This is a genomic window from Nioella nitratireducens (assembly GCF_001879715.1).
Taxonomy (GTDB): Bacteria; Pseudomonadota; Alphaproteobacteria; order Rhodobacterales; family Rhodobacteraceae; genus Nioella; species Nioella nitratireducens.
Genome location: NZ_MNBW01000009.1, coordinates 144,958 through 159,941 on the forward strand (window position 1 = coordinate 144,958; position 14,984 = coordinate 159,941).

The following is a 14,984-nucleotide window of genomic DNA, read 5'->3' on the forward strand; positions in this document are numbered from 1 at the left end:
TGTCGCCAAGCCGCAGGAGACCCCATGGACCGCTACCACCCGATCACCGTTACTTTGCATTGGTTGCTGGCCGTGTTGGTCATCGGGATGCTGGTGATGGGCAAGACCGGGCTGAATGCCCTGCCGAATTCCGAGCCCGACAAGCTGTGGCTGCTTGGCCTGCATCGGCTGGTGGGGATTGCGGTTCTGGTGTTGACCGTGCTGCGGATCGTGCTGCGCCGGTTCCTGCCCGCGCCGGGCCACCTTGGCACCGGCAGCCGATTTCTCGACAAGCTCGGCGTGGTGATGCCCCGGATCCTGAACATCTTCGTGATCTTGATGGCGGCGTCGGGGATATGGTTGGGGCAACAGGCCGGGCTGTCAGAGGCACTGTCCGGCGCAGCGCCCTTGCCCGAGACCTTCTACGCCTACACCCCGCGCATGGTGCACGCCATTCTGGGCACCCTGATCATCGCAATCCTGGTCTTCCATGTTCTGGGGGCGCTCTACCATCAGATCATGTTGCAAGACCGGCTGTTCTCGCGGCTTTGGTTCGGAAAATAAGGGAAAGGGCGGCTTAGGCCGCCAGCCCCTTGGTGCCCATATCGAGGTATTTCTTGCGGCGGGCCGAAACCAAATCGGTCCGGTCAATACCATCCATCGTTGCCAGAAGCGATTCGAGCCCCTTTCCGACGGAGGTGATCGCCGCCTGCCGGTCGCGTTGCGCCCCGCCGAGGGGTTCCTTGATGATCCGGTCGATCACACCCAGTTTTTCCAGGTCCTGCGCGGTCAGGCGCAGCGCTTCGGCTGCTTCGCGCATCTTGCCGCCGTCCTTCCACAGGATCGAGGCACAGCCTTCGGGTGAGATCACCGAGTAGATCGAGTGTTCCAGCATCGCGATGCGATCGGCGGTGGCAAACGCCACGGCGCCGCCGGAACCGCCCTCGCCGATCACCACTGACACGATCGGCACACCGATCTGGAGGCATTTTTCCGTCGCCCGCGCGATGGCTTCGGACTGGCCGCGTTCTTCCGCGCCCTTGCCGGGATAGGCGCCGGGCGTGTCCACCAGCGTGATGACGGGCATGTTGAAGCGGTCGGCTAGGTCCATCAGGCGCACGGCCTTTCGATAGCCTTCTGGCCGGGCCATGCCGAAGTTGCGTTCGATCCGGGTCTTGGTGTCATGGCCCTTTTCATGGCCGATCACCACGACAGGGCGGTCGTTCAGACGCGCCATGCCGCCCATGACCGCGTGGTCGTCGGCAAAATTCCGGTCCCCGGCAAGCGGCGTGTATTCGGTGAATATCGCCGCGATATAGTCGCGGCAATGGGGCCGGTCGGGGTGACGCGCGACCTGGCATTTTCGCCACGGCGTCAGGGACTTGTAGAGGTCCACCAACAGGTCGGCGGCCTTCTTGTCGAGCGCCTTGGCCTCGGCCTCGACGTCCATCTCGCTGTTGCCACGGGCCATCGCCCGCAATTCTTCGGCTTTTCCCTCAATCTCGGCGAGGGGTTTTTCGAAGTCGAGATAGTTCATGTGCGCCTCCGTCTGACACTGGGCTATATGCAGGCGAAGGCAATGATTTGCAATGTGCCCCGTGCAACAGAGTGGCCTTGGGGCCTATTGTCTGGGGCCGTCAGCCCTTGGCGATCAATTCGGACTGCGCGACGATGACCTCGGCTTGCTTGATGGACGCGATGTCGACAAGACGGCCCTTATAGACCGTCGCGCCGGCACCGGAGGCCTTGGCGTCCTCCATCGCGGCGAGGATTTCGCGGGCTTCGGCCACTGCCTCGTCCGAGGGGGTAAAGACCTGATTTGCAAGGGCGATCTGCTTGGGGTGGATAGCCCATTTCCCAACCATCCCGAGGGTGGCAGACCGGCGGGCCTGGGCGATGTAGCCCTCATCATCAGAGAAATCGCCGAAGGGGCCGTCCACGGGCAAAATGCCGTGGGTGCGGCAGGCGGCGACGATGGCGGTCTGGGCCCAGTGCCACGGATCGGAGTAGTGGCGATTCTGCCCGTGCAGCATGTAGTAATTTTCCTGCGTCCCGCCGATGCCGGTGGTCTGCATACCCATCGACGCGGCAAAGTCGGCGGCGCCGAGGCTCATGGCTTCCAGACGGGGCGAAGACGCGGCGATCTCTTCGACATGGGCGATGCCGGCGGCCGATTCGATGATGACCTCGAAGGCGATTTTCCTGGACCGGCCCTTGGCGGCCTCGATGGCCGTGACCAGCGCGTCGACGGCGTAGACATCTTCGGCGCACCCCACTTTGGGGATCATGATCTGATCAAGCCGATCCGAGGATTGTTCAAGAAGATCAACAACATCACGATACCAATAGGGGGTGTCCAGCCCGTTGATCCGCACGGATAGCGTCTTGGTGCCCCAGTCCACGTTTTCGATCGCCTCGATCACGTTGGCCCGCGCCTGATCCTTGTCGGACGGCGCGACGGAATCCTCAAGATCGAGGTTGATCACGTCGGCAGAGGAGGCGGCCATCTTGGCGAAGAGCTTGGTGTTGGAGCCGGGGCCGAAGAGCTGGCAGCGGTTCGGACGGGCGGGCGCGGCGGGCTGGAGGCGGAAGGACATGGGCAGATCCTCTGAGTAAGGAAATTTCGTATGTGTTCCAAGCTTGGGTAGAATATTGCGCCGCGGCGCGCAAGTGCTGCGTTGCGGCAAAGGGCGCACCCCCTGGATTCGGCCGTCGCCGGGCGTACACCCTCTGTGCACCCCCCGTACACCCCGCGTACACCGGCTTGGCGGTTTCGGGGGAAAGGCGGACTCTTGCGGCGGTGCGGAAAGAGGGACGTAGGTGGGGGAGATCCCCGCTTTCGCGGGGATGACACGTGGCCGGGGATGACACGTGGCCGGGAATGACACGTGGCCGGGGATGACACGTGGCCGGGGATGACAGGGGCCGGGGATGACACGTGGCCGGCGCCCTACTGAAGGTCGCTGAACGCCTTTGCCAGACGGTCCACCGCCTCGGCGACGCGGGCGCGGGGGGTGGCGAGGTTGAAGCGCAGGAAGCTGTCGCCGCCCTTGCCGAAGGTCGGGCCATGGTTGGCGGCGATCCTGGCGCCTTTTTCCACCCGCGTGGTAAATTCATCACGGCTCATCCCGGTGCCGGAGAAATCGACCCACGCGAGATAGGTGGACTCGAGTGACATCGAGGCGAGGCCCGGAATGGCGTTGACGCCTTCGTCGAAGAGGCGGCGGTTGCCGTCGAGATAGGCCACGAGTTCATCCACCCATGCCGCGCCCTCGGGGGAATAGGCTGCGGTGGCCATGAACAGCCCGAAGGAATTGGGCGAGATGCCAAGCGCGGCCATTCGGGCGCCGAAGGTGGCGCGCAGGGCCGCGTCAGGGATGATCACGTTGCCGATGTGGCTGCCCGCGATGTTGAAGGTCTTGGTGGTCGCCGTCATCATCACCAGCCGGTCCGCAACCCCGTCGATCTGGGCCATCGGCGTATGTTCGTGGCCGGGCATGACAAGGTCGTGGTGGATCTCGTCCGAGACCAAAACGAGGTCATGACGCTTGGCAAAGGCGGCCACGGCCTCCAACTCGGCCTTGGACCAGACCCGCCCGCCGGGGTTGTGGGGCGAGCAGAAGACCAGCATCTTTTCGGCGCCGGTCATCTGCGCGTCCCAGGCGTCGAAATCGAGCGTGTAGCGGCCATCCTCTTGCGGCATTTCGCATTCCACGACCTCGCGCCCGGCCGCCGCGATCACGCGGGCGAAGGCGTGGTAGACCGGGGTGAACAGCACGACACCGTCGCCGGGCCGGGTGAATGCATCGACGCACATGGCGGTGCCGTTCACCAGACCGTGGGTGGTGAATATCCAATCGGGGTCAACCCGCCAGCCATGGCGGTTTTCCATCCACCAGCCGATGGCCGCCTTGTACGCGCTGTCATCGCCGAAATAGCCGTAGATGCCGTGGGCGGCCGTGTCTTCGACCGCTTTTTGCACGCAGGCGGGCGGACGGAAATCCATGTCGGCGACCCACATCGAGATGCCTTCATCCGCCGACACGCCGTAGATTTTCTCCATCATGTCCCATTTCACCGAATGGGTGCCGCGTCGGTCGATGATCTCGTCGAAATTCATGGGGCTCTCCGCTGTCTGTTTGACCGGGAGGCTATCGGAACCAGCGGCAGCCGCAAGGGGCGTTGCGAGCGCGCGCGGGATACCTTATTTGACCCATATGTTGAAGCCGATCCTGATCCATCCCGACCCGCGTCTGAAGAAGCCGGCGGCCCTTGTCACGGACTTGTCCGACGAGTTGCGCACGCTGGCCGAGGATATGTTGGAAACCATGTATGACGCGCCGGGCATCGGTCTGGCCGCGCCGCAGATCGGCCTGTCGAAGCGGCTGATCGTGCTGGATTGCGTGAAGGACGACAGCGCCGCGCCGCGCCCGCTGGCCATGTTCAACCCCGAGGTCATCGCGTCTTCGGACGACACCAGCGTGTATGAAGAGGGCTGTTTGTCGATCCCCGAGGTCTATGCCGAGGTGACCCGGCCTGCCGAGGTCGAGGTGCGCTGGATGAACCTGAAGGGCGAGGAGGAGCGCGAGGTCTTTACCGGCCTCTGGGCCACCTGCGTGCAGCACGAGATCGACCATTTGGATGGCAAGCTGTTCATCGACTATCTCAAGCCGATGAAGCGGCAGATGATCACCCGCAAGATGGTCAAGTTGAAACGCGAACGGGCCCGGGAACAGGCGTGAGCATTCTGCCGATCCTGCACTGGCCCGATCCGCGGCTGAGCGAGGTCTGCGCGCCGGTTACGGGCGATGTTGCTGCGCTGGCCGCCGATATGCTGGACACCATGTACGACGCAAAGGGGCGTGGGCTGGCCGCGCCGCAGGTAGGGCATATGATCCGGCTGTTCGTCATGGATGTCGGCTGGAAAGAGGGTGCGCCCGATCCCGTCGTCATGATCAACCCAGAGGTGGCCCCCGCGGCGGAGGGCTCCGTTTGGGGGCAGGAGGCGTGCCTGTCGATCCCCGGCGTCGCGGCCGAGCTGTGTCGTCCGGGGCATGTCAGGGTGCACTGGACCGATCTGGAGGGCGCGCGCCATGACGGCGTGATGACCGGCTTTGCGGCGCGTTGCGTGCAGCATGAGCTGGATCATCTGGATGGGCTGGTGATCTTTGACCGGCTCTCTCCCGAGAGGCGCAAGGACCTGGAGAACGCATATGGCGGTTAGACCCTTCGTGATGTGGCCGGACAAGCGGCTGCGGACGCCAGCCGCGCCGGTGGCCGAGGTCACGGACGAGATCCGCGCGACCTGGGACGACATGATCGAGACCATGGACGCGATGCCGGGGGTGGGTCTGGCCGGTCCGCAGATCGGGGTGATGCTGCGGCTGGCGGTGGTCGACGCCTCGAATGAACGCGGCAAGGCGGTGCGGATGGCGAATCCGAAGATCCTGCATTCCTCGATCGAGTTGAGGCCGCATGAAGAAGCCAGCCCGAACCTGCCCGGCGTCTATGCCAAGATCGAGCGTCCCCGCGCAGTGACAGTGAGCTTTGTCGACCATCACGGCATGACGGTGCGGCAGGATTTCGTGGGGCTGTGGGCGACCAGCGTGCAGCACCAGATCGACCATTTGAACGGCAAGATGTATTTCGACAATCTCAGCAAGGTGAAGCGGGACATGTTCTTGCGCAGGGCGAGGAAGCGGACATGAGAGTCGTCTTCATGGGAACGCCCGATTTCTCGGTCCCGGTGCTGGAGGCTTTGGTCGAGGCCGGGCACGAGGTGGCGGCGGTCTATTGCCAGCCACCACGCCGGGCCGGGCGGGGCAAGAAGGAGCGGCTGACGCCGGTTCATGCAAAGGCCGAGTCGCTCGGGCTGGAGGTGCGCCACCCTGTTTCGCTCAAGTCGGAAGAAGCGCAGGCGGAGTTCGCGGCGTTGAAGGCCGATGTGGCAGTGGTTGTGGCCTACGGGTTGCTGTTGCCGCAGGCGGTTCTGGACGCGCCTGCGCAGGGCTGCCTCAATATCCACGCCAGCCTGTTGCCACGCTGGCGCGGGGCGGCGCCGATCCATCGTGCGATCATGGCGGGCGACGCGGAAACGGGCGTGTGCATCATGCAGATGGAGGCGGGGCTGGATACCGGGCCGGTGCTGTTGCGCAAGGCGACGCCCATCGCCGCCGAAGAGACCACGCAAGACCTGCACGACCGGCTGAGCGTCATGGGGGCGGCGGCCATCGTCGAGGCGCTGAACCGGCTGGCCGATCTGGTGGCCGAGCCGCAGCCGGACGAGGGCGTGACCTATGCCCACAAGATCGACAAGGCCGAAGCGCAGATCGACTGGACCGCGTCCGCCGCAGAAATCGACCGCCAGATCCGGGGGCTGTCGCCCTTTCCCGGCGCATGGACGATGCTTGCGGGCAAGCGCCTGAAGCTGTTGCGCTGCCGATTGGCCAAGGGGGCGGGCGCGCCCGGTGCGGTGCTGGACGGGCTGACCATTGCCTGCGGCACGGATGCGGTGCAGGTTACCGAGGTGCAGGCCGAGGGGCGTGGGCGTCAGGCGGCGGACGAGTTCCTGCGCGGCACGCCTGTCCCGCCGGGCACCGTATTGGGAGGCTAGGCCATGGGGTTCTTCGCTTTTTTCGGCTCGCTGATGATCGGGGGGGCTATCGCCGTTCTGTTCGAAAGGTTGCGGATCACCCATAACGGGCTGGTCCCGTCGATCATTATCGCCCTTGGTGCGGTGGTGGTGCTGTTCATGCTGCGCGCGCTGTTCCATCTCAGCTTTGGCTCGCCGGGGGTGGATGCGATCATCGGTTCGGCGGCGGCGCTTGTGCTGATTCCCGCCGACTCCGCGCGCAGGCGGCGCGGCCGTAACCGGCGGCGCTAGGCCGCTTTGAAACCGTCATCAAGCTGGGGCATAGTTCTGATATGGTCGTTGTCTATCTCATCATCATCGGCGCGGCGGCGGGGTTTCTTGCCACCCGGATCATGAATGTCGAAGCGGATGTGATCACCACGGTCAGCATCGGCATTCTGGGGGCGATCATCGGCGGTCTGGTGCTGCGTTTTCTGTTGACGGTCATGGGCATGTTCGCGGGGTTTCTGGGCGCGCTGCTGGGGGCACTGGTGCTGATCTGGGCGTGGCAGACCTACGTCAAACGCTGATTAGCTAGCGGCGCGGCGGACGGCCCCGGTAGACGGGCAGCCGCCAGCCGAACACGAGCGATCCGGCACGCAGGGCAAAACAGGTGCTCATGCAGGCGACGATCGGGGCCAGAGGATGCGGCGACAGGGCCGAGGCGATCAGCGCCGCGCCCGCCCCGGCAAAGGCGGCTGTGACGTAAAGTTCGCCTTGTTTCAGAACCAGCGGCACCTCGTTGCAGACCACATCGCGCATCAACCCGCCGAAACAGCCGGTGGCGACCCCCATCACGAGGACGATGGACGGCGACTGGTCCAGCGATTGCGCCACGCCCGCCCCGGCGGCGACCGCGACCGACAGTGCGACGGCATCGAGCCAGAGGATCGTGCGGTAGCGGCTTTCCAGCAGGTGGGCGGTGAAAAACACAACCAGTGCCGCGGAACTGGCGAGCAGCAAAGGCATCGGGTCGGCGATCCAGAACACCGGATCGCGGGCGAGCAACAAGTCGCGGATGGTGCCGCCGCCGACAGCGGTCAGGCAGCCGACGAAGAAGAACCCCACGATGTCGAGCTGCGCCCGGCTGGCAACAAGCGCCCCGGTGAGCGCAAAGACCAGAACGGCCGCATAGTCGAGAAGAAGCAGGGTCATGGGGGCGAGTGTGACGGGTTTGGGACGGCCGGGAAAGCCCGGAATCAAGGCGCGTCAGCGCCGCCCGGTTCCTTCCGTCACGCGCCTTTCTTGAATGGGGCCATGCCCGCGCGGGCCAGTTCATCGGCGCGCTCGTTTTCCGGGTGACCGGCGTGGCCCTTGACCCATTCCCATGTCACGTCATGGCGGGCTTGGGCCGCGTCGAGCCGCTGCCATAGATCGACGTTCTTCACCGGTTTCTTGTTCGAGGTTTTCCATCCATTTCGCTTCCAGCCGAAGATCCAGCCGGTGACGCCGTTCTTCACATAGGCCGAGTCGGTCACGATGATGATTGTCGACGGGCGTGACAGGCTTTCCAAAGCGGTGATCGCAGCCAGCAGTTCCATGCGATTGTTGGTGGTGTCGGCCTCGCCGCCGCTGAGTTCGCGAGACTTGACGACGGTGTCGCCTTCCTTGGCTTGCAAGAGCGCGCCCCAGCCGCCGGGACCGGGGTTTCCAGAGCAAGCACCATCCGTGTAGGCGTAAAGATCGGGCATCAGAAAATCAGGTCCACGGCCAGCGCGTTGACGACGATCAGTGTCAGCAGCACGCGCAGGCCCATCCACCATTGGGGCGCGAGGCCCCGTTTCCAGAACACCCAATCCAGCGCCAGCAGGCCGATGAACCCGACGATCAGCGCGCCTGCCGCCCGTTCGGCCCCGCCGCCGGTGGTGAAGAAGGCCCACAGCGCCGGGATGACCGACAGGACATAGGCGTCCCAACCCTCGGCCTTGGTGGCGAAGCCCCAGAGGACGCCAGACATGAAGGCAAGAATGATCGCACCGTAGAAGACCTGCACATAAGGCCCGACGAAGCGGGGGCCAAGCAGATCGCTGCCCCATTCGGCCAGACCGGGCTGGACCGAGGTCAGCGCACCCCAGAGAAAGGGCAGCAGGCCAGCAAGCCCGAGCAGAAGGGCGGGACGGGGAATGGGGGACATCGTGTGCGGCTCCGAATATTGGGCGGGCCCTTATTGGCGCTGTCGGCGCAGAAGGGCAACCCGGCTCAGGGCTTGAGTGCCGTCAGCAGTATGAAGGGATCGGCGGTGCCCGCAAGGCCCACCCCTGTGCCATGGCTGGTGTGGATCGGGGTCAAACCGGCCTTGTCCAGATGGGTGTGCAGTTCGGCCTCGGTGAAATAGGCGTAGAAACGCCCGAGCGGGTCGCGGTGCTCGCCCTCGCCCAGTTTGAGGCCAAGGAAGAGGTGGCCCTGCGGTTTGAGCGCGGCGTGAATCGCTGCAAGGTGGCGGGGGAAATCGGCCTTGGGCGCGTGCAGCAGCGAAAAGCTGGCCCAGATCGCATGATAGGCGCTTGTCTGGGTCACGTCGTCGAAGGTGGCGAGTTTGGCCTTCACCCCCTTGGCGCGGGCGGCATCGACGAACTCGGGCGTGGCGTCCAGCGCGGTGACGGCAAAGCCCTGTGCCTGCATCTGCGCGGCATGGGCACCGGGGCCGCAGCCGAGGTCGAGGATATGGGCCCCCGCAGGCAAGCGGGCAAGAAAGCCCGACAGCGCCGCCTGTTCGGGTTCGGACGGCGGCAGGTCGCTGTAGTCGGCGGCCTTGCCCCCGTAGACGCCGAGGGTTTCACGATCTGCCATGTCAGAGCCGTTCCATGGCGAGCTTGAGACCCAGCCCGGCGAAGACGGCGGCAAAGCTGCGGCTCATCCAGCGCATGGTGCGGGCGCTGCCCAAGACGGCCTTGCGGGCGAAGGCGGCGAAGGCTCCGTAGAGGGCAAAGATCACGAAGGTGAGCGCCATGAAGACCAACCCGAGCAGCGCCATTTCCGCCGTTGCGCTGGCGGGGTTGCCGCTGAGGAACGGCGGCAGGAGGGCGAGGAAGAAGATCGAAAGCTTGGGGTTCAGGATGTTGATGAGCGCACCGCGGAGCGCGATGCGCGGGCCGCCGTCCTGCGCGTGTTTTTCCTCGATCCGGAGCGCGCCGCCTGCGCGCACTGCGCCCCACGCCAGCCACAGAAGATAGGCGACCCCGGCCCATTTCACGATGTTGAAGGCGATGGCCGAGCTGTGCATCAGCGCCGCCAGCCCCAGCGTGGCCGCCACCATGTGCGGGACGATCCCGAAGGTGCAGCCAAGCGCCGCCCAGATCGCGGCGCGGCGACCTTGCCCGAGGCCGAGCGCCAGCGTGTAGATGACCCCGGTGCCGGGGACGAGAACGACCACGAGTGCGGTCAGAAGGAATTGTGCAGAAATCATGGGCGGCCTTTCCGGGGCAGAGTGTCGGCAACATCGGCGGCGATGGCCTTGGCTTCGCGGCTGGTGGCGAACAGCTGGCCGTCGGGGGAAACGCGGAACGAACAGAAATAGAGACCGGGTTCGGCGGTTGGCCCGCCGCTGACCGTGGGGCGGCCTTGTGGGTCGAGCGCAGCGCAGTCGGGGCCAAGCAGCGGGCGCAGATCAACCTTGTATCCGATGGCCGCAATAATCGTGTCGAAGGGGGCAGCGCTGTCGTCGTCGAAGCGGACAGTCCTGCCCGCCAGTGCCTTGACGCCCGGTTTCACCGTGATGCGCCCGGCCTTTATCGCGCCAAGCGCGCCCACGTCGATCATCGGGATGCGCCCGTCTTCTTGCACCATCGCGCCGGGGCCCTTGTTCATGGAGTGCAGGCCGTAATCCTCGGCCTGCCCGATCTTGAGCCGCAGGATCGGCGCGGTCAGGATATCGGCAGTCCTGTAGCCGAGCAGCTTTGTCAGCAGGCCAAAAGAGGTGATCGGCACCCCGAAAAGCTCTTTCGGCAGGATGTTGACGGGGCTGCGCACCGCGACGGTCACGTCCACGCCCGCACGGCTGAGGTCGAGGGCGATGTCCCCGCCCGAGTTTCCGAATCCCACCACAAGAACGCGCCGCCCCGCGAAGGGCCCGGCGTTGCGGTAGTCGGTCGAATGCAGGATGGGGCCGTCGAAGGTGCCCGGCCAGTCCGGCGTTTTGGGGCGTCCGTTCACGCTGGTGGCGACGACGACGATATCGGCCTGCTCCGCACCATCGGAATGGGTGACGCACCAACCCGCGCCCTTGCGCGCGATGGCGGTAACGGTGCATCCAAGCCGGGGGGCCAGCCCGTGATGTTGTGCGTAGGCGTCAAGATAGGCGATCACCTGTTCCCGGCTGGGGTATTTGCCGACGCCCTTGGGGTAGGACAGCCCCGGCAGGGTCGAGCGGCCCCGCGCGGTGTGCAGGTGCAGGCTGTCGTAGTGGTTGCGCCAACTGCTGGCGATGGTCTGGGCGCGGTCGAGAAGCGTAACAGTGACACCGCGTTGCTTGAGACAGGCCGCCGCGGCAAGGCCTGCCGGACCTGCGCCGACAATGATCGCTTTCATGATGTGCGCTCCCGGACGTGATGGCTGGCAACGTGGCCCGGATCGTGGGTGGCGGTCAACGCTCAGGCGAAGTCGCGCAGGACGCGGGGAACCTTGAACTCGACCCGTTCGACGGCGGTTTCGACCTGTTCCACGGTCACGTCATAGCGAGCGCGGAAGGCGTCGATGACTTCCTCGACAAGAACTTCGGGGGCCGAGGCCCCTGCGGTGACGCCGACCGAGGAAATCCCCCCTAGTGACCGCCAGTCGATGTTTTCGGCCCGCTGGACAAGCTGCGAATAGGAGCAGCCCGCCTTGGAGCCGACCTCGACCAATCGGCGCGAGTTCGAGGAATTGGGCGCGCCCACGACCAAGATCGCGTCGGCCTTGGGGGCAATCGCCTTGACCGCCGCCTGCCGGTTGGTGGTGGCGTAACAGATGTCTTCCTTGTGGGGGCCGATGATCTTGGGGAACCGCGCCTGAAGGGCCGCGACGATGCCCTTGGTGTCATCGACCGACAGCGTCGTCTGGGTAATGAAGGCCAGCCGCTCGGGGTCGCGGGGGGCAAGGCCCGCCACGTCGGCCTCGGTTTCCACCAACAGCACCTCACCTGCGGGCAACTGGCCCATTGTGCCCACGGTTTCCGGGTGGCCCGCATGGCCGATCATGACCATTTGCAGCCCGTTCTGGTGGTGGCGCTCGGCCTCTATATGGACCTTGGACACCAGCGGGCAGGTGGCATCCACATAGACCATCTGGCGCGCCTCGGCGGCGGCGGGGACGGATTTGGGCACGCCATGGGCGGAAAAGATCACCGGCCGGTCGTCCGGGCAATCTTCCAGTTCTTCGACGAAGACCGCGCCTTTGGCGCGCAGGTCATCGACGACGAACTTGTTATGCACGATCTCGTGGCGCACATAGACCGGCGCGCCCCATTTCTCGATCGCCATTTCGACGATCTTGATCGCCCGGTCGACACCGGCGCAAAAGCCGCGTGGGGCGGCGAGGTAGAGGGTGAGGGGCGGTTTGGTCATGGCGGGCCTCCTTGGCTTGGCCCAGAGGTAAGCCACCGGTCGCTCATGGTCCAGAGGGGGGCCTCACGCGGTGGTGATTGGACCTTGCCGGGCGGGAAGGTTGTATCCAGCGGCTTGATCTTGAAATGGGAGACGACAATGCGCGCACCCTTGACCGCGGTGATTACGACGATGTGCCTCCTCGGGGCGACCTCGGCACTTGCCAGCCATGGCGAGCGCCCCGGCCTTCTGCCCTATGACCACCCCGAGGCGGTCGCGCGGGGCGAAGTGGTCTATGCGGAAACGTGCGCCAGCTGCCATGGCGCGGACCTGTCCGGCCAGGCAAATTGGCGCGAGCGCGATGCGGAGGGGTTCTTGCCCGCGCCGCCCCATGACGAAACCGGGCACACATGGCACCACCCCGACAACCTGTTGGTGGCCATCACCACCTATGGCTCGGCTGCCCTGATCGGCGGTGAGTATCGCAGCCACATGGCGGGCTTTGGCGATGTGATGAGCGAGCAGCAGATCCTCGACGTGCTGGCCTATATCAAGAGCACATGGCCCGACCGGGTGATCGAGATGCATAACGAGATGAACGCGCGTGCGCTGGAGTGATCTGTCCGCTCTGTGACATGCTCACCGACGGGGCGGGATCGCCATGATAGTCTATGGACCTGACCCGATCGGAGCGCACAGATGACCGAGAGCACGACAGAACATTGGAATACGCGCTATGGCCACAACGCGCCAGAAGGCTTGAGCTGGTTCGAGGCTTCGCCGGATTTGTCGCTGGACCTGATCCTTGGCCGTTCCGGTCCGAGCGACGCCGTCATTGATATCGGGGGCGGGGCCGCCCGCCTGCCCGATGCGTTGCTTGCAGCGGGGTATTCGGACCTTTCGGTTCTGGACATGTCGGACGAGGCGCTTGCGCTCAGCCGGGCGCGGCTTGGCGCGGCGGCGCAGAAGGTGGCGTGGATCACCGCCGATATCCGCAAGTGGCGCGCCGAGCGGCCCTATAACCTGTGGCACGATCGGGCGGTGTTTCATTTCCTGACCGACCGCGATGACCAGCAGCACTATATCGAAACCATGCGGCAGGCGATTGCCCCCGATGGGCACGCGGTAATCCTGACCTTTTCCAGGGCCGGGCCGATGACCTGCTCGGGCTTGCCGGTGCAGCGCTACGATCCGCTGGATCTGGTCATTCGTCTGGAAGAGGTCGCGCCAGAGGCCTTCAAGCTGGAAACAAGCGGCTTTGCCGATCACGTCACCCCCGGCGGGGCGGTGCAGTCTTTCCAATGGAGCGTGCTGCGACGGCTGGATCGAGTATAATTTACCAAAACAACCATATTTGAGACAAAATTGGCTGTCAGGGTACAACGGGGGCCTTGATACGGCTGCGTGACCGGTGCCGTGATTGGCTGGCCGGTCAATCCGCGTGGCGGAACGGAGGGAGGATGACTTCCGACGACTGCACATTCTGGCATGGGGAAAGCGGTGCGACCACAGTGGATTGGGTCGTGCTGTCAGCCGCCGTGACCGGGTTGGGGATTGCCGCGATGGCGACGACCATCGCAGGGCTTGGTTCCCTCTCGGGCGAAACGCGGGATGCGATGACGGGGATTTCTGTCGGGGCCGGGTTCGGCGGCGGGCCGCTGAACGCGGAAGATACCGCGATTGCCGTCGGGTTGGTCAACGGACATCTCGATTCCGATCAACTGGCGGGGACTTGGTCGCTCGGTACGGTAGACGGCTGGTCCAATGCCGGGTCTGGTGGACAGATCGAAACCTGGGGCAACGGCTTTCACGGCATGGAAACCGGGGATGGCTCGTCCTTTGTCGAACTGGACGCGACGTCAAACGGAATTGACCACATCTCGACTCTGATCGACATGGAAGACGGCGTTGCCTACGAGTTGAGCTTTGCCAGCGCCGCGCGGGCCGGTGGCAGTTCCGGAGACTCTTTCGAGGTGGTGGTGAACGGTGACGTCGTGGCGACGATCAGCCCACAGAGCACGACGAGTTTCGAGCAATCGTCGGTGGTGATCTATGGGCAGTCCGGGGATGACCGGATCGGCTTTCGAGAGATCGCCGACCAGAACAACAGTCTGGGCATTCTGCTCGACAGTGTCGAAATTTCCCAGATGTAACGATTGTGCCGAGGGGGCCCTCCGGCGCAGATGGCCGGAGGGCGCGATCTCAGCTTTCTTCAGTTTCGTATTGCGCCTGCTCGCTTTGACGCGGTTCGCGCGGCGGACGGCCAACAACGTCTTTCAACTCATCCAGTTCGATGAAGTTGTCGGCCTGACGGCGCAGGTCGTCTGCGATCATCGGCGGCTGGCTGCGAATGGTGGACACAACCGACACCCGCACGCCCTTGCGTTGCAGCGCCTCGACCAGCGGGCGGAAATCGCCATCGCCCGAGAACAGCACGATGTGATCGACATGGGGGGCGATTTCCATGGCATCGACCGTCAGTTCGATATCCATGTTGCCCTTGACCTTGCGGCGCCCCTGGCTGTCGATGAACTCTTTCGCCGGTTTGGTGACCATGGAGAACCCGTTGTAATGCAACCAGTCAACCAGCGGACGGATCGGCGAATAGTCGTCGTTTTCCAGAAGGGCGGTGTAGTAGAACGCCCGCAGCAGTTTGCCGCGTTGCATGAATTCTTGTCGAAGAAGTTTGTAGTCGATGTCAAAGGCCAGCGCCTTTGCCGCCGCGTAGAGGTTGGAGCCATCAATGAAGAGCGCCAACCGTTCGTCCCGATAAAACATGATAGTGGTCCCGTGAGTGATAACATCGACCGCAATCGCTAAGAGAAAAATGAAATGGCAAAAATCACGATCGACAA

The 14,984-nt window shown here is 64.5% G+C and carries 21 protein-coding genes; 10 read left to right on the top strand and 11 right to left on the bottom strand.

The annotated features are described in order from the left end of the window. Positions 1–24 precede the first annotated feature (24 nt). The gene (locus BKY27_RS11080) at positions 25–543 is read left to right on the top strand and encodes a cytochrome b (protein ID WP_071674544.1); all 519 of its coding nucleotides are present in this window, start codon (positions 25–27) and stop codon (positions 541–543) included. A 13-nt stretch (positions 544–556) separates the two neighbouring features. Here the strand turns inward: BKY27_RS11080 and BKY27_RS11085 are convergent, their stop codons facing one another. The 3 genes from BKY27_RS11085 to BKY27_RS11095 form a co-directional block, all read right to left on the bottom strand. Then, positions 557–1,516, bottom strand: coding sequence for an acetyl-CoA carboxylase carboxyltransferase subunit alpha (locus BKY27_RS11085; RefSeq protein ID WP_071674545.1), 960 nt, complete (start codon positions 1,514–1,516; stop codon positions 557–559). A 100-nt stretch (positions 1,517–1,616) separates the two neighbouring features. Beyond that, positions 1,617–2,576 (bottom strand): L-malyl-CoA/beta-methylmalyl-CoA lyase, encoded by a 960-nt coding sequence (locus BKY27_RS11090; RefSeq protein ID WP_071674546.1) that lies wholly within the window; start codon positions 2,574–2,576, stop codon positions 1,617–1,619. 353 nt (positions 2,577–2,929) lie between these two features. Continuing rightward, positions 2,930–4,099 (bottom strand): MalY/PatB family protein, encoded by a 1,170-nt coding sequence (locus BKY27_RS11095; RefSeq protein ID WP_071674547.1) that lies wholly within the window; start codon positions 4,097–4,099, stop codon positions 2,930–2,932. A 97-nt stretch (positions 4,100–4,196) separates the two neighbouring features. Between BKY27_RS11095 and def (BKY27_RS11100) the strand changes: the two genes are divergently transcribed. From def (BKY27_RS11100) to BKY27_RS11125, 6 genes are read left to right on the top strand one after another with little or no spacing between them, the layout of a single operon-like run. Further along, positions 4,197–4,721 carry a peptide deformylase gene (gene def, locus BKY27_RS11100; RefSeq protein ID WP_084667943.1) on the top strand — a complete coding sequence of 175 codons (525 nt, stop codon included), beginning with the start codon at positions 4,197–4,199 and terminating at the stop codon, positions 4,719–4,721. Beyond that, positions 4,718–5,203: a peptide deformylase gene (gene def / locus BKY27_RS11105; protein ID WP_071674549.1), complete on the top strand. Its 486-nt coding sequence runs from the start codon at positions 4,718–4,720 to the stop codon at positions 5,201–5,203. The genes def (BKY27_RS11100) and def (BKY27_RS11105) overlap by 4 nt, the downstream gene beginning before the upstream one ends. Further along, on the top strand, positions 5,193–5,687 hold the full coding sequence (def, locus tag BKY27_RS11110; protein WP_071674550.1) for a peptide deformylase: 495 nt from the start codon (positions 5,193–5,195) through the stop codon (positions 5,685–5,687). Before def (BKY27_RS11105) ends, def (BKY27_RS11110) begins: the two co-directional genes overlap by 11 nt. Further along, positions 5,684–6,592, top strand: coding sequence for a methionyl-tRNA formyltransferase (fmt, locus tag BKY27_RS11115; RefSeq protein ID WP_071674551.1), 909 nt, complete (start codon positions 5,684–5,686; stop codon positions 6,590–6,592). The genes def (BKY27_RS11110) and fmt overlap by 4 nt, the downstream gene beginning before the upstream one ends. A gap of 3 nt (positions 6,593–6,595) precedes the next feature. Continuing rightward, positions 6,596–6,862, top strand: a complete 267-nt coding sequence (locus BKY27_RS11120; RefSeq protein WP_071674552.1) for a hypothetical protein — start codon at positions 6,596–6,598, stop codon at positions 6,860–6,862. A gap of 41 nt (positions 6,863–6,903) precedes the next feature. Then, entirely contained in the window at positions 6,904–7,140 is a 237-nt protein-coding gene (locus BKY27_RS11125) for a GlsB/YeaQ/YmgE family stress response membrane protein (RefSeq protein WP_071674553.1), read from the top strand. Positions 7,141–7,144: 4 nt separating this feature from the next. Here the strand turns inward: BKY27_RS11125 and BKY27_RS11130 are convergent, their stop codons facing one another. The 7 genes from BKY27_RS11130 to ispH form a co-directional block, all read right to left on the bottom strand. Beyond that, a complete protein-coding gene (locus BKY27_RS11130) occupies positions 7,145–7,765 on the bottom strand; it encodes a trimeric intracellular cation channel family protein (RefSeq protein WP_071674602.1) in 621 nt (206 codons plus the stop codon). 77 nt (positions 7,766–7,842) lie between these two features. Beyond that, the gene (gene rnhA, locus BKY27_RS11135; protein ID WP_071674554.1) at positions 7,843–8,301 is read right to left on the bottom strand and encodes a ribonuclease HI; all 459 of its coding nucleotides are present in this window, start codon (positions 8,299–8,301) and stop codon (positions 7,843–7,845) included. Next, positions 8,301–8,744, bottom strand: coding sequence for a DUF3429 domain-containing protein (locus tag BKY27_RS11140; RefSeq protein ID WP_071674555.1), 444 nt, complete (start codon positions 8,742–8,744; stop codon positions 8,301–8,303). The genes rnhA and BKY27_RS11140 overlap by 1 nt, the downstream gene beginning before the upstream one ends. Before the next feature lie 65 nt (positions 8,745–8,809). Continuing rightward, positions 8,810–9,400, bottom strand: a complete 591-nt coding sequence (locus BKY27_RS11145; protein WP_071674556.1) for a class I SAM-dependent methyltransferase — start codon at positions 9,398–9,400, stop codon at positions 8,810–8,812. 1 nt (position 9,401) lies between these two features. Further along, positions 9,402–10,016: a LysE family translocator gene (locus tag BKY27_RS11150; RefSeq protein ID WP_071674557.1), complete on the bottom strand. Its 615-nt coding sequence runs from the start codon at positions 10,014–10,016 to the stop codon at positions 9,402–9,404. Then, a complete protein-coding gene (locus tag BKY27_RS11155) occupies positions 10,013–11,137 on the bottom strand; it encodes a flavin-containing monooxygenase (RefSeq protein ID WP_071674558.1) in 1,125 nt (374 codons plus the stop codon). Before BKY27_RS11155 ends, BKY27_RS11150 begins: the two co-directional genes overlap by 4 nt. A 62-nt stretch (positions 11,138–11,199) precedes the next feature. Continuing rightward, the gene (ispH, locus tag BKY27_RS11160) at positions 11,200–12,150 is read right to left on the bottom strand and encodes a 4-hydroxy-3-methylbut-2-enyl diphosphate reductase (protein ID WP_071674559.1); all 951 of its coding nucleotides are present in this window, start codon (positions 12,148–12,150) and stop codon (positions 11,200–11,202) included. A 138-nt stretch (positions 12,151–12,288) separates the two neighbouring features. On the opposite strand from ispH, the gene BKY27_RS11165 reads away from it, so the two are divergent. From BKY27_RS11165 to BKY27_RS19925, 3 genes are all read left to right on the top strand, one after another. Further along, on the top strand, positions 12,289–12,747 hold the full coding sequence (locus tag BKY27_RS11165; protein WP_071674560.1) for a c-type cytochrome: 459 nt from the start codon (positions 12,289–12,291) through the stop codon (positions 12,745–12,747). Between the two features lie 81 nt (positions 12,748–12,828). After that, positions 12,829–13,464, top strand: a complete 636-nt coding sequence (locus BKY27_RS11170) for a class I SAM-dependent methyltransferase (RefSeq protein ID WP_071674561.1) — start codon at positions 12,829–12,831, stop codon at positions 13,462–13,464. A 125-nt stretch (positions 13,465–13,589) separates the two neighbouring features. Next, positions 13,590–14,282, top strand: coding sequence for a hypothetical protein (locus BKY27_RS19925; protein WP_071674562.1), 693 nt, complete (start codon positions 13,590–13,592; stop codon positions 14,280–14,282). A 49-nt stretch (positions 14,283–14,331) separates the two neighbouring features. On the opposite strand, the gene BKY27_RS11180 is transcribed toward BKY27_RS19925, so the two are convergent. After that, on the bottom strand, positions 14,332–14,907 hold the full coding sequence (locus tag BKY27_RS11180; protein WP_071674563.1) for a LabA-like NYN domain-containing protein: 576 nt from the start codon (positions 14,905–14,907) through the stop codon (positions 14,332–14,334). Between the last annotated feature and the right edge of the window lie 77 nt (positions 14,908–14,984).